At 62.7% G+C, this 24,000-nt stretch carries 21 protein-coding genes and 1 riboswitch; of the genes, 8 read left to right on the plus strand and 13 right to left on the minus strand.

From position 1 onward, the window contains the following. The first annotated feature begins 97 nt into the window (after nt 1-97). Nucleotides 98-547 carry a nucleoside deaminase gene (locus FJ949_RS06340; protein ID WP_140495017.1) on the plus strand — a complete coding sequence of 150 codons (450 nt, stop codon included), beginning with the start codon at nt 98-100 and terminating at the stop codon, nt 545-547. Nucleotides 548-590: 43 nt separating this feature from the next. Here the strand turns inward: FJ949_RS06340 and FJ949_RS06345 are convergent, their stop codons facing one another. Further along, nucleotides 591-1,268: a hypothetical protein gene (locus FJ949_RS06345; RefSeq protein WP_140494227.1), complete on the minus strand. Its 678-nt coding sequence runs from the start codon at nt 1,266-1,268 to the stop codon at nt 591-593. A gap of 201 nt (nt 1,269-1,469) precedes the next feature. Continuing rightward, nucleotides 1,470-4,433, minus strand: coding sequence for an isoleucine--tRNA ligase (gene ileS / locus FJ949_RS06350; protein WP_140494229.1), 2,964 nt, complete (start codon nt 4,431-4,433; stop codon nt 1,470-1,472). Between the two features lie 296 nt (nt 4,434-4,729). Here ileS and FJ949_RS06355 point away from each other — a divergent pair, with 296 nt between their 5' ends. Together FJ949_RS06355 and FJ949_RS06360 are read left to right on the plus strand one after the other, a co-directional pair. After that, nucleotides 4,730-5,173: an antitoxin Xre/MbcA/ParS toxin-binding domain-containing protein gene (locus tag FJ949_RS06355; RefSeq protein ID WP_140494231.1), complete on the plus strand. Its 444-nt coding sequence runs from the start codon at nt 4,730-4,732 to the stop codon at nt 5,171-5,173. A 2-nt stretch (nt 5,174-5,175) separates the two neighbouring features. Then, nucleotides 5,176-5,610, plus strand: a complete 435-nt coding sequence (locus FJ949_RS06360; protein WP_140494233.1) for an RES family NAD+ phosphorylase — start codon at nt 5,176-5,178, stop codon at nt 5,608-5,610. A gap of 12 nt (nt 5,611-5,622) precedes the next feature. On the opposite strand, the gene FJ949_RS06365 is transcribed toward FJ949_RS06360, so the two are convergent. Next, nucleotides 5,623-6,393, minus strand: coding sequence for a MipA/OmpV family protein (locus FJ949_RS06365; RefSeq protein ID WP_224519163.1), 771 nt, complete (start codon nt 6,391-6,393; stop codon nt 5,623-5,625). 227 nt (nt 6,394-6,620) lie between these two features. Between FJ949_RS06365 and FJ949_RS06370 the strand changes: the two genes are divergently transcribed. Then, nucleotides 6,621-7,175: an HdeD family acid-resistance protein gene (locus FJ949_RS06370; RefSeq protein WP_140494237.1), complete on the plus strand. Its 555-nt coding sequence runs from the start codon at nt 6,621-6,623 to the stop codon at nt 7,173-7,175. A gap of 43 nt (nt 7,176-7,218) precedes the next feature. Here the strand turns inward: FJ949_RS06370 and FJ949_RS06375 are convergent, their stop codons facing one another. Continuing rightward, complete coding sequence (locus FJ949_RS06375) at nt 7,219-8,199, minus strand: bifunctional riboflavin kinase/FAD synthetase (protein WP_140495019.1); 981 nt, start codon at nt 8,197-8,199, stop codon at nt 7,219-7,221. A 6-nt stretch (nt 8,200-8,205) separates the two neighbouring features. Further along, nucleotides 8,206-9,066 carry a TIGR01459 family HAD-type hydrolase gene (locus FJ949_RS06380; RefSeq protein WP_140495021.1) on the minus strand — a complete coding sequence of 287 codons (861 nt, stop codon included), beginning with the start codon at nt 9,064-9,066 and terminating at the stop codon, nt 8,206-8,208. Nucleotides 9,067-9,315: 249 nt separating this feature from the next. Between FJ949_RS06380 and FJ949_RS06385 the strand changes: the two genes are divergently transcribed. From FJ949_RS06385 to FJ949_RS06395, 3 genes are all read left to right on the plus strand, one after another. Then, nucleotides 9,316-11,235 (plus strand): pilus assembly protein, encoded by a 1,920-nt coding sequence (locus tag FJ949_RS06385; RefSeq protein WP_140494239.1) that lies wholly within the window; start codon nt 9,316-9,318, stop codon nt 11,233-11,235. 195 nt (nt 11,236-11,430) lie between these two features. Beyond that, the gene (locus FJ949_RS06390; RefSeq protein WP_181172053.1) at nt 11,431-13,407 is read left to right on the plus strand and encodes a TadE/TadG family type IV pilus assembly protein; all 1,977 of its coding nucleotides are present in this window, start codon (nt 11,431-11,433) and stop codon (nt 13,405-13,407) included. Nucleotides 13,408-13,520: 113 nt separating this feature from the next. After that, nucleotides 13,521-14,153 (plus strand): LysE family translocator, encoded by a 633-nt coding sequence (locus tag FJ949_RS06395; protein WP_140494241.1) that lies wholly within the window; start codon nt 13,521-13,523, stop codon nt 14,151-14,153. A gap of 22 nt (nt 14,154-14,175) precedes the next feature. On the opposite strand, the gene FJ949_RS06400 is transcribed toward FJ949_RS06395, so the two are convergent. Continuing rightward, on the minus strand, nt 14,176-15,000 hold the full coding sequence (locus tag FJ949_RS06400; protein WP_140494243.1) for a DUF2189 domain-containing protein: 825 nt from the start codon (nt 14,998-15,000) through the stop codon (nt 14,176-14,178). Between the two features lie 329 nt (nt 15,001-15,329). Between FJ949_RS06400 and FJ949_RS06405 the strand changes: the two genes are divergently transcribed. Next, nucleotides 15,330-15,836: a CAP domain-containing protein gene (locus FJ949_RS06405; RefSeq protein WP_140494245.1), complete on the plus strand. Its 507-nt coding sequence runs from the start codon at nt 15,330-15,332 to the stop codon at nt 15,834-15,836. Between the two features lie 38 nt (nt 15,837-15,874). Here FJ949_RS06405 and FJ949_RS06410 read toward each other — a convergent pair whose 3' ends face one another. The 7 genes from FJ949_RS06410 to FJ949_RS06440 form a co-directional block, all read right to left on the minus strand. Beyond that, the gene (locus tag FJ949_RS06410; RefSeq protein WP_140494247.1) at nt 15,875-17,407 is read right to left on the minus strand and encodes a DHA2 family efflux MFS transporter permease subunit; all 1,533 of its coding nucleotides are present in this window, start codon (nt 17,405-17,407) and stop codon (nt 15,875-15,877) included. A 310-nt stretch (nt 17,408-17,717) separates the two neighbouring features. Continuing rightward, nucleotides 17,718-18,896 (minus strand): HlyD family secretion protein, encoded by a 1,179-nt coding sequence (locus tag FJ949_RS06415; protein ID WP_140494249.1) that lies wholly within the window; start codon nt 18,894-18,896, stop codon nt 17,718-17,720. Then, a complete protein-coding gene (locus FJ949_RS06420; protein WP_140495025.1) occupies nt 18,893-19,372 on the minus strand; it encodes a MarR family winged helix-turn-helix transcriptional regulator in 480 nt (159 codons plus the stop codon). Before FJ949_RS06420 ends, FJ949_RS06415 begins: the two co-directional genes overlap by 4 nt. 129 nt (nt 19,373-19,501) lie before the next feature. Continuing rightward, nucleotides 19,502-20,521, minus strand: a complete 1,020-nt coding sequence (locus FJ949_RS06425) for an iron ABC transporter permease (protein WP_181171752.1) — start codon at nt 20,519-20,521, stop codon at nt 19,502-19,504. A gap of 8 nt (nt 20,522-20,529) precedes the next feature. Continuing rightward, nucleotides 20,530-21,477 (minus strand): ABC transporter substrate-binding protein, encoded by a 948-nt coding sequence (locus tag FJ949_RS06430; RefSeq protein WP_140494251.1) that lies wholly within the window; start codon nt 21,475-21,477, stop codon nt 20,530-20,532. Nucleotides 21,478-21,516: 39 nt separating this feature from the next. Then, a complete protein-coding gene (locus FJ949_RS06435) occupies nt 21,517-22,305 on the minus strand; it encodes an ABC transporter ATP-binding protein (protein WP_140494253.1) in 789 nt (262 codons plus the stop codon). 256 nt (nt 22,306-22,561) lie between these two features. Beyond that, nucleotides 22,562-22,771, minus strand: a riboswitch (cobalamin riboswitch). Nucleotides 22,772-22,833: 62 nt separating this feature from the next. Beyond that, a complete protein-coding gene (locus FJ949_RS06440) occupies nt 22,834-23,859 on the minus strand; it encodes a LacI family DNA-binding transcriptional regulator (RefSeq protein ID WP_140494255.1) in 1,026 nt (341 codons plus the stop codon). Nucleotides 23,860-24,000 lie beyond the last annotated feature (141 nt).

Here is a 24,000-nt window from a genome sequence, read left to right on the forward strand (position 1 = left end):
TGATCATTTCCGAAAACCGTACCCGATTTTCGAGGTTATGCGCTCAATAACAGGATCACCGTCGAGTGGCGAGGAGATAATCGGAATGGAAACCCGCGTGAAGCGGCCCGATTTCATGGCGCTGGCGCTGGAGGAGGCGCAAGCGGCAGCCTCGCGCGGCGAAGTGCCGGTCGGCGCCGTCATCGCCAGCGCCGGCACGGTCATTGCCAGTGCCGGCAACCGCACCCGGGAGCTTGCCGATCCGACGGCCCATGCCGAGATGCTGGCCATCCGCGAAGCCTGCCGAAGGCTGTCGAGCGAGCGGCTCTCCGGACACGATCTCTATGTGACGCTGGAGCCTTGCGCCATGTGCGCCGGCGCCATCTCCTTCGCCAGGTTGCGCCGGCTCTACTTTGGCGCCGCGGACGAAAAGGGCGGCGCGGTGGTCAACGGCGTGCGCTTCTTCGCTTCGCCGACCTGCCATCACACGCCTGACATCTATGCGGGCATCGCGGAGGCCGAATCGGCCCTGCTGCTGAAGGATTTCTTTCGGGAACGCCGCGACTGAACGGGGTGCGATACCCGTCAGCAAAGCAAATGCGCCCCGCTTTTTACAGGGACGGCAGCCAGTCGAACCAGCCGCCCTTCTTGCCTTCCGCCTCTCTCTTCAGGCGGCGTTCCTTTTTGTACTCGTCTTCGCCGAGTTCGTTTTGCGGCGCCGTGCCGGATGCGACGCGATAGGCAAGGGGCGGCTCGCTCAGATATTTGCGGGTATTCGGATCGCCCTGCTTGCTTTCGGCAAGGCGGCGCTGGATATCGGCGGCGCGGCCCTTGTCGGAATCGGCAGGCGTCCAACGCGGCGGGTGACTCGATCCGGATTCCTCCATCGCCTTCTTCACCGAGGCGGGATCCGTCTGCACGTCGTCGACGATCTGCGACTGGTAGGACGGATCATCCTGGTGTGCGGTGGCGTCGGCGCGCAGGCGGGCACGGCGCTGCTCGGGCGATTCTGGCCATTCGGCGCTTGCGGTCTCGATGCTATCCTGTGGCGCCGGCAGCGCTTCCTTCTGACCAGGCGCCGGCTTCACCAGGGTCGGACGCGGCTTGTAATCGATGTGTTCCTTGCGCTTCGGCGCGAACGAAAAAGCGCCCGTGAGATCGCCGGCCAATTGTTCGCCGGCGGTCTTGTCGGTGCCGTAGGTCGGAGAACCGACACATCCGGACAGAGCGAGCCCCGATGCGACAAGCGGCGCCAACAGCGCGAGGCGCGCATTAAATCTCTCGGTCATGCCAAAAAGTCCCACTCTAGACAGCCTCTCGATCGCCGCCGGCCCCAAGGTCCGGTCCCCATCGTCCAAGCACTTGCGCCGAAAATCCGGCGACAATTTGTCTTCCGGAGTTTCGCGTGTTTACCTCAACCACTCGTTAAGGGCAACGCGGACGGATTTGCACCGACCGGCGTGGCATTTGTGCACCGATATGCCTGGCCTTCAAAGCCGGCCGAGCGCCCTAAGCTCATGCAGCACGGCGGCGTCGCGCGCCGAGACATCGGGAAAGGCAGGATCCTGCCCGACATCGGCGGTGTAACGCCACGACCGCGCGCATTTGACCAGGCCGCGGTCCTCGGCTTTTTCGATCACCACGGCGATGCCCTTCACGTCTTCGAGCGTGAAGGCGCCTTGTTGCGCCTCGCCATGGGCGATGACGAGATCGCTGGTGATCGCCATTTCGGCCATGTCGACATCCGATATCGCGGCTTCGAGCGCCGCATCGTCGATGGTAACGACGGGAACCGCTTCCAGCGACGAGCCGATCACCTTCTGGGCACGCGCGATTTCCAGCGCACCGGTGACGACGCGGCGCACCTGCCGCACCTTACGCCATTTCTCCGCCAGCGCCTCGTTCTTCCAGTTTTCCGGGATCGCCGGGAACTGATCGAGATGCACCGAGACGGCATCGGGATGGCGGTCGAGCCAGGCCTCTTCCATGGTGAAGGGCAGCATCGGCGCCAGCCATCTTACCAGGCAGTCGAAAAGGTGGCGCACCACCTGCACCGAGGCCTTGCGCTTCGCGCTCGACGGCGCATCGCAGTAGAGCGCGTCCTTGCGAATATCGAAATAGAAGGCCGACAACTCGACCACCATGAAATCGAGGAGCGCACGGGTGATGCGCTTGAACTCGAAGGCATCGTAGCCCTGGCGCACCACCTCATCGAGTTCGGCGAGGCGATGCAGCATCAGCCGTTCCAGCTCCGGCATCCCTTCCAGCGGCACCTCCTCGCCATCGTCGTGGGCGAGCGTGCCCAGCATCCAGCGGATGGTGTTGCGCAGCTTGCGGTAGGCGTCGATGTTGGTTTGCAGCACGTTCTTGCCGAGGCGCTGGTCTTCCCAATAGTCGGTCGTCACCACCCACAGGCGCAGGATGTCCGCGCCGGACTGCTTGATCACGTCCTGCGGGACGACGGTGTTGCCGAGTGACTTCGACATCTTGCGGCCGTCCTCGTCCATGGTGAAACCATGGGTGACGACGGTGTCGTAAGGCGCCCTGCCCCTGGTGCCGCAGCTTTCGAGCAACGAGGAGTGGAACCAGCCGCGATGCTGGTCGGAGCCTTCGAGATAAACGTCGGCCGGCCATTTGAGATCGGGACGATCCTCCAGCGTGAAAACGTGGGTCGAGCCTGAATCGAACCAGACGTCGAGGATGTCCGTCACCTGCTTCCATCTGGAGGCATCGTGATTGCCGAGGAAACGGTCCTTGGCACCGGCGGCGAACCAGGCATCGGCGCCTTCTTTCTCGAAAGCGTCCATGATGCGCTGGTTGACCGCCTCGTCCTGGAGCACATTGCCGTCGGCGTCGGCGAAGACCGCGATCGGCACGCCCCAGGCGCGCTGGCGCGACAGCACCCAGTCGGGCCGTTCCTCGATCATGGCGCGAATGCGGTTCTGCCCCGCCCCCGGCACGAAACGGGTGTCGTCGATCGCCTTCAGCGCACGGCTGCGCAGCGTCGTGCCGTCGCCGAGGTCCTTGTCCATGTAAACGAACCATTGCGGCGTGTTGCGGAAGATGACCGGTTTCTTCGACCGCCAGGAATGCGGATAGGAGTGTTTCAGCCGACCGCGCGCGAACAACGCGTTGCGCTTGATCAGCTCATCGATGACCGCTTGGTTGGCATTGCCCTTCTTGCCGTTGTCGTCAAGGACGCGCGCCGCGCCACCCTCACGATCCGGACCGAAGCCCGGCGCGTCCTTGGTGAAAAAGCCGGCATCGTCGACGGTGAACGGGATCGCGGTGTCGACGCCGCGCGCACGCAGGTCCGGGGCCGCCTCCATCCAGGCGTCGAAATCCTCGCGACCATGGCCCGGCGCCGTGTGAACGAACCCGGTGCCCGCATCATCGGTGACATGGTCGCCGGCAAGCATGGGCACCGGAAACTCGTAACCGCCGCCAAGACCCTTGAAGGGATGCGAAAGCGTAAGACTTCCAAGCTCTTGCGCCGACACGCTGCGAAGACGATTCAAGGTGACTTTGGCCTTGACCGAAGCCTCTTCGGCCAGCGTATCGGCAAAGATCAGCTTTTCGCCCGGCTGCGGGCCGAAGGCGTTCTCGGCTGCCGTAACCTCGTAGAGACCGTAGTCGATGCGCGGCGAATAGTTGACGGCACGGTTGCCGGGGATCGTCCAAGGCGTCGTCGTCCAGATGATGACATGGGCCTGCAGCAGATCGAGAGCGCCCTCGGTCAGTGCGGCCTCTCCGTCAGCCACGGGGCGCACCAGACTGGCGACCGGGAACTTCGCCCAGATCGTATCCGACTCGTAGTCCTGGTATTCGATCTCGGCCTCGGCGAGCGCGGTGCGCTCGACGACACTCCACATCACCGGCTTGGAGCCGCGATAGAGCTGGCCCGACATGGCGAATTTCAACAGTTCGCCGGCGATACGCGCCTCGGCGTGGAAGGCCATGGTCGTATACGGGTTCTTGAAGTCGCCGATGACGCCAAGGCGCTGGAATTCCGCCCCCTGAACGCCGATCCAGTGAGCGGCGAAATCCCGGCATTCCTTGCGGAACTCGTTGACCGGCACCTCATCCTTGTTCTTGCCCTTGGCGCGGTACTGCTCCTCGATCTTCCATTCGATCGGCAGGCCGTGGCAGTCCCAGCCGGGCACGTAATTGGCGTCGCGGCCGCGCATCTGGAAGGAGCGGTTGATGACGTCCTTGAGGATCTTGTTCAGCGCATGGCCGATATGGATGTTGCCGTTGGCATAAGGCGGGCCGTCATGCAGCACGTATTTCGGGCGACCGGCGGAGGCCTCGCGCAGCTTGCGGTAGAGATCCATCTCCTGCCAGCGCTTGACCAGCACCGGCTCCTTCTCGGGCAAACCGGCACGCATCGGGAAATCCGTCTGCGGCAGGTAAAGCGTCTTGGAATAGTCGATCGTTTCAGCTGTATCGGTCATTGGTCTGCCATTGTGGATTGCCCGGCGGCAAGGGAGCTCGGGCCTGAACTATCATGATCTGGAAAAAGCGCGAGGGGTCGCGCGCAAGATTCCCGGCGGCTCCGACAGCTCTCAGGCCGTCCGGAACACCGGGCTGGTAATTCGTATCGTAATCGCGACGGAACGCGAGACCACTGTCATGGCCGCGCTTTTAAACGAGGTGGGCCAGCTTGGAAAGCCCGAACTCCAAGGCACTCGCCTTGCCGCTTGTGCCAATTGCGCATATATGTTTGGGCAAATGGCACCGGAGGCGCGTCATGTCCAATCCGCATCGCAAGGTCCACGTGCCGGCTGCCAGACGGGCCGCCCGTAAGGAGAAGGTCGAGCGTGCGCAGGATGGCTTGGTCCGGGATGCCGCAACGGGGCAATTCCTGGTCAGCTTCACCAAGGTGGAAGAACTCCGCCACCGTGGGTTCAGCAATGACGAAATCTACAAGATCGTAGGATCGCGGCGCACTTTGGCGCGCAGGAAAGAACGCAATGAGAAACTGAGTATTGCCGAGTCCGATCGCGTCATGCGCATCGAGCGCATTTCCACAATGGCGGATCGTGTTTTCGGAGACCACGAAAAAGCGCAACGTTGGTTGCGCAAACGCAGCCGGGTGCTCAACGAAGCGCCTATCACGCTCCTGCAGTCGGAAACCGGTGCTTCCCTGGTGGAAGAGGAACTGCATCGCATCGATTATGGCATTTTCGCCTGACGATGCGTCTATGGCGTATCTCCAACTTCGCCGACCTGTCCGGCCGGGGCGGCATGCTCAGCTCCGGCCGTTGGAACATCAAGGGCACCGCCATTGTGTACTGCGCGGATCATCCCGCAACGGCGCTTCTTGAAATTCTCGTTCATGTCGACGTGGAAGATTTGCCGCCCACGTTCCAGCTCCTGGAAATCGAAGTGCCTGACGGCGTCTCCATTGCCGTCCCCGATTTGCCCGAGGGCTGGAAAGACAATCCGGCCAAGACACGCGAGATTGGCAGCGATTTTGTCAGTGCCGCCAGCCATCCAGTCATGGAAGTTCCTTGCGTGATCGTTCCCTTCGCCAGAAACTATATTCTCAATCCCGCCTTGCTGGAACGCGAAGGCATCGCCATCGTCGGCACCACAAGTCATCAGATCGATACGCGATTGCTGGAATAAGGCCGGTACCGGCTACATCTTGAAATCGAAGCGATAGGTCGTCGATACGCCGATCATGAACTGGTTGCGGTCGCCGCGCTCCTTGACCAGGCTGGAATCGGCGGCCGGGCCTTCGAGGCGTGAATATTCCCCGAACAGGCTGGCGGTCATCGGGTCGGTCACCTTCCACGTCACCGCACCGCCAAGGCCGACCGATTTCAGGCCGCCGCCGGGATTATACTGGTTCAACCCCGAGGCCACGGCTTCCTGCGCGTCGACGCCGTAATAGGCGTCGAAATATTTGGCGGAGGCGAACGAGACGCGCGGCCCGCCAGAGATCCTGACGGTTGGCGTCACATCGTAGAAGGCGTCGGCGGCGATGTCGGCGACGAAGCCGTTATGGGCGCGGATGCCGTGCCGCAGCTCGGCACGCGCACGTATCCAGTCCGTCGGATAGAATTCGAAGAAGCCGCCCACCTCGCCGCCCCAGCGGACCGGATCGAGGCCCTTCAACTCGTCGGCATCGCCATCGTCGCGCGAGAACAGGAACTTGCCGGTCAGGCCGGCGCGAACGCCGCCGTCATCGACCAGCGCCAGCGAAATGTTGTCGTTGCGTGAGGTGAAGCGGGCCGCCGGGCCAGCCTTGCCCAAGGAGATGATCGGCGAGGCGCTGAGCAGGTACTTCTTGCCGCCCTCGAAATTAGGCGCCACCATGCCGGTGGCGCCGACCGTCAGATACCAATCGCCGGACAGCCAGCCGAAGGCGCCCTCGCCGGCATCGGCCGCACCCGAGGTAGCCAGCATGACGGTAGCCAAGGCTGCAGAAATTTTCCCGACCGGACTCATGACTACCCCATTAACACGATACGACTGTCTTTCGGTCACAGCTTTGAAGAGGCTTTGGTAAAATTTGATTTAAGGTCGAGACGTCCGGCTCGCATTGCTCACCATCCGGCCGCCGTCGGCTGGACGCGGGTCGGCACCAAGGGTAACTTCATTCCCTGCTGGCGGTCCTCGATGGAGGTGGCGACATGACCTTGCACGGCGATGCACTGAAGAACGCGATCGGACAGACGCGAGCAAAGTGGGGGTGGTTTGTTGGCCTGGGCGTGTTGCTGCTGATCCTCGGCGGCATTGCGTTCGGCAACCTCTTCATTGCCACGGTGGCTTCCGTCTATGTCGTGGGGTGGCTGATGCTGGTGGCCGGCATCATCGAGATCATGCATGCCTTCGGGGTCAAGACGTGGGGCCGCTTCTTCTACTGGCTGCTCAGCGGATTGCTCTACGCGGTCGCGGGCTTTTTCGCCTTCGACAACCCGCTGCTGGCCTCGGCGGTGCTGACCTTCCTGCTGGCCGTCGCGCTCGTCGCTTCCGGCGTGCTGCGCGCTTGGGTCGGCTACAGCCACCGGCCTGAGCGCGGCTGGGGCTGGATCGTCGCGGCCGGCGCCATCAGCGCGATCGCAGGATTGATCATAGCCATGGGCTGGCCGGTCAACAGCGTATGGGTGCTCGGCCTGTTCCTGGCAATCGACCTGATCTTCCAGGGCTGGACCTTCATCGCCGTCGGTCTGGCGCTGAAAAAGTAACGTCTGATTCGAGCATGATCTAACCCGAAAACCGGACCATGCTTCAAAAAGCCATGGCCGCGTCGAGTTGCGAAAGTGGCTTGACGCCGGCCAGGAGTGCTCTCGCCTCAGCCTCGTCGCGCTTCATCTGCGCGACCAGCGCATCAAGCCCGTCGAACTTCACCTCGCTGCGCAGGTAACCGAAGAACGACACCTGGCAGATCTCGCCATAGAGGTCACCGGAAAAATCGAAGACGAAGGTTTCCAGAAGCGGCGCGCCATCATCGTCGACGGTCGGACGGCGGCCAAAGCTGGCAACGCCATCATGCAGCCTTCCGTCGGCGCGGCGAAAGCGAACGGCATAGATGCCTTCCCTGAGGGTGGCCTCGGCGGGAAGCCTCATGTTGGCGGTCGGAAAGCCGAGCGTTCGCCCCAGTTTCTGGCCGCCCACGACTTCGCTCTCCACCGTGAAGCGATAGCCGAGCAGGCCGGCGGCCTCGGCCACCGCGCCTTCGCAAAGCAAGGCGCGGATGCGGCTCGATGAAACCACCTCGGCGCTTTCGTCCCGAAATGCATCGACCAGCGTGACGCCGAAGCCATGGCGCTCGCCAGCCGCCATCAGATAGGCCGGCCCGCCCTGGCGGTCCTTGCCGAAATGGAAATCGAAGCCGGTCACGGCATGGGTGATGCCAAGCGTTCTCTCAAGCACGTCGGTCACGAAGGCTTCCGCCGATAGCGAGGCGAAGTCGCGCGTGAAAGGCTGTTCGACGAGCGCGGCAAAGCCCAGCAGCGACAGGAGCCGCGCCTTCATCGGCGGCGGCGTCAGCACGAACAGCGGTATCTCGGGCCTGAATATCTTTCGCGGGTGCGGTTCGAAAGTCAGCACCAGCGCCGGCACGCCACGCCGCCGCGCCTCCGCCAATGCCCGTTCGAGCACCGCCTGATGACCGCGATGGACACCGTCGAAATTGCCGATCGCGACAACGCCGCCGCGCAAATCGGCGGGCAGCGGAGCGGTTGCCGAAAGGTGCTGGAAAGCGTCCATCGCCATCTACCGCAGCCTGGGAATGACGGCCACTGGATGATAGGCGTGCCTGTCAAGAAACGCGGCGAGCCTTGCGGGATCCGGTTGCGATGCATCGCCATAGTCGCGGGCATGAATGCCGCCTGAGACATAGAGAACGTCGAAACCGTTGTCGGCGGCGCCCTTGATATCGGTCAGCATGCCGTCGCCGATGGCCAGCACCTGGCGGCGCTCGACCGGCCGGCCAAGGAACTCCGCCACCTCCCTCATCGCCACATCATAGACGGGCGCATAAGGCTTTCCGGCTATCAGCGTGCGACCGCCGAGCTGCGCGTAGTCGCGTGCCAGGGCGCCGGCGCACCAGATGATGCGTTCGCCGCGCTCGACCATGATATCCGGGTTGGCGCAGATGAAAGGCAGGTTCCTGGCGCGCAACCGCCGCAGCAGCTCCGCATAATCTTCGGGCTTCTCCACTTCGTCATCGAACAGGCCGGTGCAGACGACGCCGGATGCCTCGAACTCCTCGACGAGATCGACGTCGAGCCCGTCATAGAGGGTCAAGTCTCGCTCGGCGCCGACATGGAAGATCTTTCGCGGGCCTTCCACGATCAGGTCGCGGGTCACGTCGCCCGAGGTGACCACGCGGTCGTAGGCCGATGGGGGAACGCCGATGACGTTCATCTGGGCCACGACGTCGGCGCTGCGGCGCGGCGAATTGGTGATCAGGACGACGGGAATGCCGGCCGTACGGGCTGCCGTCAGCGCCGACGCAGCCGCGGGAAAATGCCTTTCGCCATTGTGCACCACGCCCCAGACATCGCAGAGAATGGCCGAATAGTTCTTCGACACGTCTTCGAGCGAACCGATGATGTCAGGCGAGGCCGCCATGCCGTATCCTTCAGTCATGATCGTTGCGGTGCCGCAGCCGACGGTTCGCCGCAGCCGGTTGGAATTATCCGAACCGGCCCAGCCTGTCACCAGCTTTCGCCCGCCTGTACCGGCATCCGCCACCGTTCACTGGTTGGTTAACGAGCTTTGAAAATGCAGCCTGACCTTGGATATATTCCAGAAACCTGAAATTTAACGATTTATGACACCGTCCCCACTGACTATCGATTTGGCGGGGCAGCTGTGACAATGATCCGAAGATTCGGACGCGACCGGCGTGGCAATTATGCGCTGATGACCGTGCTCGCCATGGTGCCGCTGATGGGCGCCGTGGCGATCGCCGTCGACTATACGGAAATGGTGGGCCAAAGGCAAAACGCCTTGAACGCCTTGGACGCGGCCGGCTTCGCCACGGCCCAGCAGATCGTTGCCGGCGCCAGCGACGCCGACGCCGTGGCCTATGCCAAGAATTTCTTCGAAGCCAATCTCGCGCATATCGATCCGGCCAACACCACGCTGGCCGTGACGCTGCCCAACAACAACACAGGCGGCGGGACGCTGAAGCTCTGCGCGACCTTGGTCTACAAACCCTATTTCGAGCCGACGGCTAAACTACTGCTGGGCGGCAGCGCCGGCAGCACCGATATCGGCTTCAGCACCTGCTCCGAAGTGCGCCTGAAGAACACGCTGGAAGTGTCGCTGGTGCTTGATAATTCCGGTTCGATGAAGGAGCTCGGCAAAGGCTCGAACAAGGTGCGGTTCGACCTTCTCAAGAGCGCCGCCAAGCAGTTGGTCGACCAGTTGGCCGGCCAGGCCCAGCAGATGAGACAGGTCACCAAGCCGGTCCAGTTCAGCCTCGTTCCCTTTGCCGCCTCGGTGAATGTCGGTGCGGGCAACGCTTCGGCGGCGTGGATGGACACGACCGGCATATCGCCTATCCATCATGAGAATTTCGACTGGACGACCATGAGTTCGTCCTTTTCGTCCACCAAATACGCGCAGAAGATTGCCGGCATCTGGTACGCGAAAGGCACCGGCTGGGACGCGAGCCAGAAAGACCAGCCGCTGACCCGGTTCTCGATCTACAAACAGATGAAACGCATTTCAGCGTGCAGTCTCAAGAATTGGGACGGTACTTGTGCATCGAACGCGACCTTCACCTATGCGCCGGTCGCGAGTTGGGGTGGCTGCGTCGAGTCGCGTCCATATCCATACAATATCCAGGACACAGCTGCATCGACAACACTGCCTGCAACGCTTTTCGTGCCGATGTTCGCGCCCGACGAAACCGACCGCGTCGATAGCTCTTCAAGGCCAGCCAATAACAATTGGGATGTCGACGCCCCAGTGAGTTCAGGCGCGTCCGACGCCGCACGCCAGCGCTACATGCCAAAATATTTCGACTGGGTGAACAAGGTCACGCCGGCCTACGGCATGGACGCCGGGCCGAATACAAGCTGCAGCACGACGGCAATCACGCCACTAACCGATGTTTCCACGACAGCCGGCGCAACTTTGATCAAAAACGCCATCGATGCCATGGCCGACGACGGCGCCACCAACGTGCCGGAAGGCATGGCCTGGGGCTGGCGGACCCTTTCCAGCACGGCACCCTTCACCGAGGGCCGGCCCGAAACGGAAAGAGGCAACGACAAGGTACTGATCGTGCTGACCGACGGCGCCAACACCTACTATACGCCGACCTCGGTGACGGCGCAGACCTACTCTGGAACCAATTGGAGTTCTGGCGGTAACGACCTGGCTGGCAGCAAGGCGATCTATTCGGCTCTCGGTTACGTCGTCCCCTACAGCAACGGCTACAGCTATGGCCGCATGTTCTTGGGGACCAGCGCCAATGTCGCGAAGGACGATTATTCCAACGCCAACTACACCAAAGCGATGAACGAGCATTTCACCGCCCTGTGTAACAACGCCAAGGCCGCCGGGGTCATGGTCATGACCATCGCGCTTGATCTGGACGCTACCAAGACAGCGGAGAAAACGCAGATGGATGCGCTGAAGGCCTGTTCTTCGGATTCCCGCTTCAGCAAGGACAAGACCGATCCGAGCAAGCCGATGAAGCTGTTCTGGAATTCGACGGGCGCAACGCTGTCCGACGATTTCAAGGCGATCGGCAACGAGCTGTCCAACCTGCGCATCGTCAGCTGATCCGACGAATTCCACGTCGACGCCCTGCATCCGGCGGGGTGTCGTTTTTTGGAGGCACCGGGGGGCCGCTCCAGATTGGTTAGTGCTTGGTGAAGCGCGAACCAAGCAATCGAGCGGTTTCCCAAACCCGTCCTTCAGCGTTTTGTGGAAAGCTGGCGTCGATCGAGAATCCGCCGGCGGGGGCCGCTGCAAGACATGCGTGAAATCTGGCGTCAATTCCGCCGCGACAGGCGCGGCAACTATGCTCTCATGACAGCCTTCGCGATGGTCCCGCTGATGGGCGGGCTGGCGCTCGCGGTCGACTTCACGGAAATGAACCGCGAAAAGCAGACGGTGTTGAACGCGCTCGACGCCGCCAACTTCGCCACGGCGCGCCGCGTGACGGAAGGCGCCACCGACGACCAGCTGAGGGCCTATGCGCTCGACTTCTTCAATGCCAATCTGAACGATGTCGATCCCGCCAACACGACGCTCAACCTCACTTTGCCCAGCAACGCCGCTGGCGGCGGAACAATGAAGCTTTGCGGCACCTTGACCTATAATCCTTACTTCCTGCCGACGGCGAAGATACTGCTCGGCGGCACCGGCGCCACCAATATCGGCTTCACCGCGTGCTCGGAGGTGCGGCTGAAGAACACGCTCGAAGTAGCGCTGGTGCTCGACAATTCCGGATCGATGGTCACGCCCGGAACCGGCTCGGGGCAGAAGCGCATCGATCTCCTCAAGACCGCGGCGAAGCAGTTGGTCGACACGCTTGCCCAACAGGCCGCGATGATCAAGCAGGTCGACAAGCCGGTGCAGTTCGGCCTCGTACCCTTTGCCGCCTCGGTCAATGTCGGTCCTGGCAATGGCAATGCGTCCTGGATGGACACCGAGGGCCTGTCACCGGTGTCGAACGAGAATTTCGACTGGTCGACGCTGAACGCCGCCAACAAATACGCCCAGCAGACCAACGGCATCTGGTACAAACGCGGCACCGGCTGGGGCGACGAGGAAGGCCAGATGCTGACCCGGTTTTCGCTCTACCGCGACATGAAGGTCGTCACCAGCCATGAGCGTGTTAAAAACAGCAAGCACGTTGTTTGTGCTGAATACAACTGGAACAATACCTGCAAGCGCAGTTACGACGCATACGACTATGTCGATTCCTACGGTCCGTTCGCCAGTTGGCAAGGCTGTGTCGAAGCCCGGCCCTACCCCTACAATGTCAACGACGCCCCGCCGTCCGGCGGCTCGGCCAACACCGGAATAGGCGTGGGCGATCCGGCGACGATGTTCGTGCCGATGTTCGCCCCGGATGAACCCGGCAATCACTGGAAGATCACCCAGGATCCCAACGAAGCCGCGCCAAAGACCTACGGCGCCATCAACAGCTGGTGGAACGACGATCCTTCGAGCAGCAGCGGCCAAGCCCGGCTGCGCAACATGACCAAGTATTTCCAGCCGCGGCCGATCGATGCACCGGTATTGCCCGCAGGCAACGGCCCGAACTACAGTTGCACTACCAACCCGATCACGCCGCTGACCGACGTCAGCGTCGCCGATGGGCTCGCTACGATCAAAGCCGCGATCGACCTGATGCAGCCGGATGGCGGCACCAATGTTCCCGAGGGCATGGGCTGGGGCTGGCGGGTGGTCTCGAGCGGCGAGCCGTTCACGCAGGGGCGCCCGGAAACAGAAAAAGGCAACGACAAGGTGGTGATCGTGCTGACCGACGGCGCCAACACCTATTACACGCCTTCCTCGCTCAGTTATTCCGACCCCGCCGATTCGAAGTCGACCTACGCGTCCTACGGCTATCTCAAGCCCGGCTATGCCGGCACCTCGGTCGGGCGCCTGTTCATGGGTACATCCAGCGCCATCGGCCAGTTCGACTATTCGAACGGCAATTACACCAGCGCGCTCAACGAGCAGATGACGACGCTTTGCAACAACGCCAAGGCGGCCAACATCATGGTGATGACGGTGGCTCTCGACCTGTCCACGACCAAGACCACCGACAAGAACGCCATCGATGCGCTGAAATCATGCTCGTCGGACTCGCGCTTCCGCAAGGACCCGGCGGATCCGAGCAAACCCGCCAAGCTGTTCTGGAATGCGACGGGCGCCAGCCTGTCCAACGATTTCAAGGAAATCGGCAACGAATTGTCGAACCTGCGCGTGGTCGGTTAACCGGACTCTGGCGCAACGCCTGACGCCGCCAAGCCCTTGTGGGCGCCTGCCGCAACAGGCACATAATGCCGCACGCTGGATCGCATCCATCGCGGCACGCCTGGGGACGAACAATGCCCGATACCGCCAACCACCTCGCCTTCGCGCTGGTCTGCCTGGGCATGGTGCTGACGCCGGGTCCAAACATGATCTACCTGATCTCGCGCTCCCTGTCGCAAGGGCCGAAGGCCGGGTTGATCTCGCTTGGCGGGGTCGCCGTCGGTTTTCTCTTCTATGTGCTGTCGGCGGCATTCGGAATCACGGCGCTGCTGCTGGCCGTGCCCTTCGCCTATGACGCGCTGCGCTTTGCCGGCGTGCTCTATCTCCTGTGGCTGGCCTGGCAGGCCGTGAAGCCGGGCGGACGCTCGCCATTCCAGGTGCGCGACCTGCCGAAAGACGGGCCGCGCAAGCTGTTCGCCATGGGCCTGATGACCAATCTGCTCAATCCGAAGGTGGCGGTGCTCTATTTGTCGCTGCTGCCGCAATTCATCAGCATTGGCAAAGGCCATGTCCTGTCTCAGCTTCTTGTGCTCGGCGCGACGCAGATTTCGATCAGCCTGACCGTGAATGCCATCATCGCGGTGACGGCCGGCTCGATCGCCGCGTTTCTCGCCGGGCGGCCTTTGTGGCTGGTCATCCAGCGCTGGATGATGGGAGGGGTGCTGACGGCGCTGGCGCTGAAGATGGCGACCGACGCACAGCGCTGAGGGCGGCGGTCCCGGCGTTGGTCTACATCGGCCGCCTTGTCTGCTGGGTCCGCTCCGGTTCCACCACCTTGCGGTAGAGGTGCCAGGTGGCATGGCCAAGGATAGGCATAACGACCGCGAGCCCGGCAAACAGCGGGATCGAACCGATCACCAGCAGCACCGCGACCGTCAGGCCCCAAAGAGCCATCTGCAGCGGATTTGCCATCACCGCCCGGGCCGAGGTTTCTATGGCCGAAACGGCGCCGACGTCACGGTCGAGCAGCAGCGGGAAGGCGACGACAGTGGTGGCCAACACGATCACGGCGAAAACGAAGCCGGCGGCGTTGCCGAGAAGGATCAACGTCCAGCCCTTGCTGGTCGTCAGCACGTCGCCGACAAAGGCGCCGATCGAAGCCGGCGGCTGGTCGCCGAACAGGCTGGTGTAGATCGACTGCGCGGTGAACAGCCACAACAGGAACAGCACGAACAGCATGATGCCGATGACCGCGATCGAAGGCACCGCGGGCGAGTGGCGGACATCGAGGGCATGTCGCCAGTTGGTGTTCATGCCGAGCTCGCGCCGGCGGCTGATCTCGTAGAGGCCGAGCGCGGCGAAAGGGCCGACAAGGGCGAAACCCGACATCAAGGGATAGACGAGCTGAATGGCGTTGGAGCCAGACGTCCACTGCGTCAGGATCAGGCCGACGATGGGATAGATCAGGCACAGGAAAACGTAGTGAGACGGTTTTGCCCAGAAATCCTCGGCACCGAGCCGCAGCGCATCCCAGAGGTCCGATGTGGTGATGTGGCGCACCGTGGGCTGCACATGCATACCACGCGCGTCCGCCATGACATGAAAGCTGGCCATAAGCTTCCTCCCGTTGTCGGGGGCGGTCACCACCGTGATGGCCGCCCGTAGCTGCCATTAGTAGATGTAACAGCATACCCGATTTGCCAGGGGCTGTCGCCAATTCGATGGTTCCGGACAGGCCATCACGGGATTGTCATCGCTGCCCGGCAGAAGCCAGGCGATCTTGGGCATCGGATTTCTCGGATGATGGGCCATTCGAAGCTGGATGGCCAAACGCAACGTTTGAAGACTACGCGGTGCGATCAGCGAAGGCCAAGGCATCAATTTCCTCGACAGTTTTTTCGGCTTGCCCGTCAAAAGCCATGATCGCGACTATGCAGGCAGGAATGAACACTGTCATCGACCTCCCTCCAGAACCGCGCCGGACAAGGCGCTCCTTGCTGATCGGCCTTGCGGCCATTGCCGGGCTTGCCGCCTGCACAACCGTTTCCGTGCCCACCGGTGAGGGCGCAGGTGTCTCTTCCTCCGCCACGGCCACCCTGGCCAACTTGCGCGCTGCGGCCGGGCGGACTCCGCTGACCGCGGACACCCAGCTCGAACAGGCAGCGTTGCAGCAGGCCGGCTACATGGCGTCGCGGACGCGCATGAGTCACACCACCGGCTGGGGCAAGGATTTCGCCTCGCGCATGAAGGACAATAGCGTGCACGGCGCTGCGGCCGAGAACATCGCCGAAGGCCGCTTCGACCAGCAGAAACTGTTCGATATCTGGATGCATTCGACCGGCCACCGGCGCAACATACTCGACCCGGACTTCAGTCGTTTCGGGCTTGCCTATGTCCGCGACGGCCGCGACCCCGGCCTCCGCTACTGGGCCCTGGTGCTCGGAAGGTAGCAAAGCCATCGCCGGCAGCGGACAGCCGTCGGCGAATATCAATCCATATGTGCCGCCGGCGCGCCGCCAGCCGGCGCCGTCTTCGGCTTGCGCAGCAGGATCACGAACGGAATGGCGGCCAGCGTCATTATCATCAGGATTTTGAAGTCGTTGACGTAGGAGATCATCATCGCCTGGATGTTCACCATCCTGTCGACCTGGGACAATGCCATCTGGTCGCCGCCGGCCGCCGCCGGCGAAACCGCCCACAGATTGGGGTTGAACGGATTGATAAAGGTGGAAAGCTCGGCGTGATTTATCTGTGTGTTGCGCACCATGAGCACCGTCACGACCGATACGCCGATGGACGAGCCGAGGTTGCGCACAAGGCTGAACAAAGCCGTGGCATCGGTGCGGAAGCGCACGTCAAGCGTGGCGAAGGCCACCGTCGACAGCGGCACGAATACCATTCCCATTCCCAGGCCCTGGATGATGCCGGAAGTGATGATCAGCCAGTTGTCCATCTGGGGCGAGAAGCCGGCCATCGTGTAGAGCGACTGCGCGGTCAGGAGGAAGCCGATGACGACGAGGATTCTGGCGTCGACCTTGCTCATGAGCCGGCCGACGACGAGCATCGAGATCATCGTCCCCACGCCGCGCGGCCCGATCACGATGCCGATGGTGATGGTCGGATAGCCGAAGATGGTCGACAGCATCGGCGGCAGCAGCGACATGCTCGCCAGGATGAGCACGCCCATGACGAAGATGAACGCCAGCCCGGTCACGAAATTGCGGTCGAGGAAGATCTTGGGGTCGATGAAGGGATGCTCCGCGGTCATCGTGTGGATGATGAACACCCAGAAGCCGGTTATCGAAAGGCCAAGCTCGATCCAGATCTCGACCGACGAGAACCAGTCGACCTCGCCACCACGATCGAGCAGCAGCTGCAGAGCGCCGACGCCGAGCGATATCATGGCGAAGCCGAAGAAATCGAAGCTTCGCACCCGCCGCGCAATGGCCGGCAGATAAGCGGCCATGCCGAGGAAGGCGACGATGCCGACCGGCAGGTTGATAAAGAACACCCAGCGCCAGCTGAAATTCTCGGTCAGCCAGCCACCAAGCGTGGGACCCAGAATCGGCCCCAGCATAATGCCGGCGCCCCAGATGGCCATTGCCTGGCCGTGGCGTTCCTTCGGGTTGATGTCGAGCAGGAAGGTCTGCGACAGGGGCACGATCGCGGCGCCGAACACGCCTTGCATGAGCCGGAACAACACAATGGTTTCAAGGCTCCAGGCCAGGCCGCACAGCATCGAGAAGATGGTGAAGCCGACCACCGCCGTCAGGAACAGTTCCTTGCGGCCGAAACGGTCCGCAAGCCAGCCGGTGACCGGCGTCATGATCGCCGCCGCCACGATGTAGGAGGTCAGCACCCAGTTGATGTTGTCGGGCGAGGCGCCGAGATCGCCGGTCATGGTCGGCAGCGCGACGTTGGCGATCGTGGTGTCGAGCGCCTGCATGATCGTCGCCAGCATGAGCGCAACCGTGATCAGGCCACGATGCGGCACTTCTTTGAAAGGTTCTGGCGTGCTCATGATGCGGAACTTCCAGCCGGTAACAAAAACGTGTACACAGGGTTTCCGGGCGGCAAAGCCTTCCGTTGAGAGACCCTCATCGCGGTGGGACGCGATTATCGATGTGGGGGTTACATCGACCGAAAGTCTCGATTGAGCGGATGCCTGCCGCCCGGAAACATGAGGACCGACGGGTCCGTGTCGAAGATTTCAGCTTTCGATCAAGCCGCGATGCGGTTTGCCCCGAAGGCTGACCCTTTAACTCCTCCCATCAGACCAATCCCCCTGCTCAGTGCGTCCACCCGCATGATCCCCGCGGGCTTCCGCTGATTTACTTCGCGACCTCGCCAGCCGTGGCGTGGCCGAAAATGCCAGGCAGGCCGCGCGCCACGCCCGTGTCGACGGTAACGGCCGCGCTCATGCCTGTGCGCAGCATCATCTTGGCGTCGGGATCGCTCAGCTCCAGGCGGACCGGAATGCGCTGGGTGACCTTGACCCAGTTGCCGGTAGCGTTCTGGGCGGGCAGAAGCGAGAAGTCCGCTCCGGTGCCGGCGCCGATAGCCTTGACGGTCGCTTCGAAGGTCCTGCCCGGATAGGTGTCGACCACGATTTCTGCCTTCTGGCCCGGCTTCATATTGGTCAGCTGTGTTTCCTTGAAATTGGCGTCGATCCAGGTATCGCCGGTCTCGACCAGCGAGAACAGCGGCGTGCCGGAGCCGACATACTGGCCGACCTTGAAGGACGCGGCCTGGTAGACGACGCCATCGGCAGGCGCCTTCACGGTGGTCTGCGCCAGGTCGTAGGCAGCCTTGTCGCGCGCTGCGAGCGCCGACATCACGGTCGGATGTTTGTCGGTCTCGATATCGGGATTGCCGCCCAGCGCCGCCTTGGCGCTGACGATGCCCTGTTGGGCGACGGCAAGCTGCTGCTTTGCCTTATCGAGATCGTTCCTGGCCTCATCGAGCGAAGACTTGGCGTTGATGCCTTTCTGGGCGAGATCGGCGGCACGGTCGTATTGCGACTGGGCATAGGCAACTTCGCTGCTGGCGGATTTCTCCTGCGCCATGGCCTGGCTGTAGGCGGCGCGCAGCTGTTCGACGTTGAGCCGCGCGGCGGCCACCGCCGCGTCGGCCTGCGCAAGTGCGATTCGGTAAGGCTCGGGGTCAATGGCGAAGAGAAGATCGCCTTGCTTCACCCTCTGATTGTCCGAGATCGCAACCTGAACGATGCGGCCCGCCGTGTCCGAGGCGATCGATACCTTGGCCTGCTGCAGGTTGGCGTTCTCCGTCTCCTGGTAGCGCCCTCCAGTGACCCAGACATAGCCGCCACCAATGACCAACGCCGCCGGCAGTGCGAACATCAACAAGAAGCGGCCGAGACGGCGCTTCTTCTTTGGCACCGGCGCCGGCTCTGCCGGAGGTGTCATTGTAACAGGGGCCGCGGCCGGCTGCTGCGGCGCTTCCATTTCCACTTTGGCGGCGTTTTCGTCGACCTTGGCTACCGCGTTCATGCTGCTGCGCCTTCCGTATTCTTGACCTTGTCGCAGGACGGTGAATCGCCATCCGCGAGATTCTGTGCCATCGCATCCAATGCCCTGATCAGGACGCGGCGATCGTCCGGCGAAACGCCGGTCAGCGACTCCTCATAGACTTCGCCGGCGAGGCTCTTGACCTCCGCATACGCGGCACTTGCCTTGGGAGTTGGGAAGATCATGCGCACGCGGCGGTCGGCGGCGTCGGAGCGGCGCTCGATCCAGCCGCCCTCCTCCATCCGGTCAACCAGCCGCGAGACGCTGATCGGCTCGATTTCAAGCAGTTCAGCAAGCCGCGCCTGCGAAACGCCCGCTTCCTTGGCGACGCGAACCATCAGGCGCCATTGCGCCGAGGACAGGCCAAGGCCGCTGGCGCGCGCTTCGAAGCGCTTTCGCATCAGCCGCTGCACGTCGTGGATCAAAAATCCCAATCTGTCTACGCCTTCGGAAACCATGAGTGGCATATATAATAAGCGTGCTTATCATTCAAGTCCGGCATTGTTCCAGAAGCCAGCAAACGTGCATGGCAGCCGTGCAGCACAATCATGGCTGCGTCCGATGATTTTCGGCTGCCGCTACACCCATCACAAGCGGTTACGGATCAGCATGGTGACAACGAAGAAGGCGCCGAGCGAGCTGGTGATGATGCCGATCGGCAGTTCCTGCGGCGGCAGCAATGTGCGTGCCAGAAGGTCGCTTGCCAGCAACAGGACCGCCCCGAACAGCGCGCAACTTACGATCAGGCGCAGATGCAGCGGACCAGCCAGCGGCCGCGACAGATGCGGGATCATGAGGCCGACGAAGCCGATGACGCCGGCGACCGAAACCAGGATCGCGGTCGAAAACGCGGCGACCAGAAACGTCGTCCGTCGCATTCGCGCCACCGGCACGCCAAGACTTTCGGCGGCATTTTCGCCGGCCAGGAAAGCGTCCAGCCGGCGATGATTCCACAGCCCGTACGCCGCAATCGTGCCGGCCCCAAGCGCACCTAGCCAGATATTGTCCCACCGCGCCAGGCCGAGCCCGCCCATCGTCCAGAACAGCACCGAATGGGCGGCGCGCTGGTCACCGGCAAAGACCAGGTAATTGGTCAATGCGGTGAACATGAAGGAGACCGCAAGTCCGGCGAGGATCAGCCGTTCGGGGCCTTGTCCCCTCACCCGCGCAACCAGCAAAAGCACAACGCAAGCCGCCAGAATACCGCCGGTGAACGCGGCGATCGGTAGCGTCCAGATCCCGAAACTGTCGCCGAAGACGGTGATGACGGAGACAGCGCCGGCGGCGGCTCCCGACGAGAGACCGAACAGGAACGGATCGGCAAGATCGTTGCGCGTCACCGTCTGCAACAGCGCGCCGACCACGCCCAGGCCGCCGCCGAGACAGATGGCCAGGATGGTGCGCGGCAATCTGAGGTCGACGACGATCCTGCCGACCGGGCCGGACACGTCATGCCCCTTCAATCCGATCGCATGGCCAAGTGCTGCAACGACGTCGCCCAGCGGGATCATCGTCGAACCATAGGCGATCGATAGCAGCGCGAGCGCGGCCATAGCCGACGCGGCCGCCATCATGGCCAATACGAATGCCTTGTGCCGCAAAGTCATCTTCCCGGTTAAAATGCTTCCGGATGCATCGCCCTGGCGATCTTGCCGATCGCTTCGATGTTGGCCGGTCCGGGTGTCAGTTCGGCATAGCGAAGCGCCACGAAGCGTTCGTTCTTGACCGCGTCTATCTCCTTCATTGCCGGATGCGCTTTCAGGAAATCGAGCAGCTTCCGGTAGCCGCCGCCATCCTGATAGTCGAGCAGGATGAGGAATTGCGGATTGCGCGAGGCCACCGTCTCCCAATCCGTGTTGCCCCAGCTGGTGTCCATGTCGGCCATGATGTTGTCGCCGCCGGCCGCGGAAATCATGGCGTTGGGAATGGCGAACTTGCCTGATGTGAACGGCTTGTCCTCGCCGGAATCATAGAGGAAGACGCGCGTTCCCCTGCGGTCGCCGACCTTTGCGGCGATTTCGGCGAGCTGCGCCTTCCAGCCGGAGACGAGCTTATCCGCTTCGGCCTCCTTGCCGAAGATCTTGCCCAGCTTCTCGACATCGCCATAGAGCAGGTCCATCGAAGCGGCAGGCCGGTTCTTGTCGAGATGGACGCAGCTTTCCGTCAGCACCAGGGTCTTGATGCCGTGTGGCGCCAGCGTATCGGGCGTCACCTCGCCGCCCGGCTTCATGCCGTAATACCAGCCGGCGAAGAAGAAGTCGGGCTCGACAGCGACCAGGTTTTCCAGCGTCGGATATTTGGGCGCCAGTTCCGGGATCGAGCCTTGCTCGGCCTTGAATTCGGGGCCGACCTTGTACCATCCGGTGATGCCGGTCAGGCCGACGATCGACGGCTGCAGCTTCAGGGCGAAGGCCATCTCGGCCATGTTGAGATCGTGAATGACAGCGCGCTTTGGAGGCGCGTCGAAGGTCAGCGACTTGCCGCAGCTGTCGACCGTCACCGGAAAGGCGAAGGCCGTAGAGGCCAGCAGGGAGAAGGCAAGAGATACGGCAAGGCGTTTCACGGATGTTGCTCCTTCGTTGCACGGGAATTGGATCTGCGCTCACGAAGATGGCGCGGCACGGTTCGGAACCTCGAACACCGTCAGCTCGCGGTCCTCCGTCGGGTGGCGCAACCTAAAGACGTCGACACCGAAGATCTCGCGGATCAGCTGCTGAGTGAGTGCTTCGCGTGGCGGCGCCAGCACATGCAACCGGCCATGGCCCATCACCGCGACCCTGGTGGCGAAAGGCGTCACCAGCGCCAGATCGTGCAGCACCGCGATCACGGTCATGCCGAGGCCTGCAACCAGTTCGAGCAACTCGCTGCGCGCCCGCGGGTCGAGATGGTTGGTCGGCTCGTCGAGGAACAGGATCTTCGGCTCCTGTGCGATGGCGCGGGCAAGCTGGGCGCGCTGGCGCTCGCCGCCCGACAGCGAGCCGATGGTGCGGCCAAGCAGCGGCAACAGCCCGGTCCGGCGCAGCGCCTCGACGACAATGTCGCGTTCCTCGCTCCTGTGCCTGCGGCCGGTATGCGGAACCCGGCCGAGCTCGACATAATCGATCACCGCCAGCCGTGGATCCGGTTGATCGGTCTGGCCGACGACGGCGATGTGCAGCGCCCGCTCGGCGGTCGAAATCCTGTCCAGCAGGCGCCCGGTGAGCTTCACTTCGCCCGAACTCGGCCGCAGCATGCCCGACAGCATGCGCAGCAATGTCGTCTTGCCGGCGCCGTTGGGACCGATGATGGCGAGACGGTCGCCCGCCGCCACCGAAAGGCTGACCGGATGCACCAGATGCAGGCCATCCGCCGCCGCGGCCAGGTCGCGGGCCTCGAGAAGCGGCGCGGTCATGGGCAATTCCTTGCAGGGCCTGCCGGAATACGGGCCAGCGTCTTGCTTGCCAATCCTGCCGGACGCTGGCCTGAATTCACCTCGGTGGCGATATCGCGGCAAAGCGTGCACACGATGATGCGATGCATGGGAATGCAGTGAATGCGATCGATGGAGCCGTCCAACTTCCGTCACTTTCAAAAATGGCGACGGAAGGAAGCTGGCTTGAACCGGTCGACAAGACCGAACCCCGCGTCTCCTCCCGGCACACCCCGTCCGGTCAACCCATGCAGATGGCAGGTCTCCTGGCTCGCGGGTCGTTGCGCCATCCTGCCTTCCCAGCCTTGCCGGCCAGTGGCTTCTCGGATTTTGCTCGCCGCTTACAGTTGCGGGGGCAGCCATGGCTTCGACCCGAAAATCGGGCCTCACCATGTTCCCTTTTCACCCCTCGCCTTGCGGCGCGGGGACCATCACGAGTCGCAGCCTAGGATGCAGGCAGCGTCGAGGCAAGGTCGATGCATGTTCTGTTATAACGATACAAACGTGTGGTCAATCACTATCGCGCGCCACCAGTTCCAGCGGCCAGACCTCGCGAATGATCTCTGGCCCTTTCGCGCCGGCGAAAGCCGGGAGCGAGGCGAGCAGGATTTCGCCGAGCCGCCGCCCCATCGGGTCAAGGCTCGGACGAAAGCCGGTCAGCGCCGGCGAGAAATAACGGCAGAGCGGCGTGTCGACGATGACGATCACCGCGACATCCTGCCCGGGCTTGATCCCCATTTCGGCGAGCGCTTTGCAGCCGCCGAGCGCCATCGAGTCGTTGTTGAAGATAATCGCGGTCGGCGGATCCTTCGACCGCATGACTTGCGGTGTCACCGCGTAGCCACCGGCTTCGTTGATAAAACCGTCCACAATCAGGCCGGGATCGACTTCGATGCCGTGCCGCCGCAGCGCCTTGCAATAACCCTCCAGAAACAGATAACCGAAATTCAGGTCAAGCGACGGCCGGATGGCGGCGATGCGGCGGTGGCCACGCGCAACCAGCCGGTCGACCGCATCGGCGCCCGCCTTCTCGAAATCCAGATCCAGAGAGGGATAGCTGTCGTCGCCGGACCGGCTTCGGCCGAGCGTCGCGAAGGGAAAGCCGGCCTTGCTCAGATAGTCGATGCGATCGTCCTCGCGCCGCGTCCAGGCCAGTACGACGGCATCGGCACGACGCGTCTCGACGACGCGGCGCAGCCGCTCCTGTTGATAATCCGCCGGCGCGCCCATGACGATGATCAGGTCCAGCCCGCACTCGGCCAATGTCGCTTGCAGTCCGGTGAGGAACGGAATGAAGAACGGCTCGCCATACTGCTGGTCGCCCGGATGCGGCTGCAGCATGAAAGCCACGGCATGGGTGGTGCCGCGGCGTAGGTTCCTGCCCGAGTGGTTCGGTGAATAATTGAGCTTCCGGGCCGCCTCGAGCACGCGCTGGCGTGTCTCGGCGTTCACGTCGGCGCGCCCGTTAAGCGCGCGCGAGACTGTACCGATCGAAATGTTCAGGTGCCGCGCAAGATCGTGAATGCTGGACGCCAAGACCTCCCCCTCCTGCTTCTGGCTAGCACCAGCCGGTCGTGCGGCCAAGGCGTTTCAGAGCCGACGGTACAAATCCGATTGACAATATATGCCATCGGGTGTGTCATCGTAAACGTTTACGGAAGTCATTTACGGACTGCC

Source organism: Mesorhizobium sp. B2-4-1 (assembly GCF_006442185.1).
Lineage (GTDB): Bacteria > Pseudomonadota > Alphaproteobacteria > Rhizobiales > Rhizobiaceae > Mesorhizobium.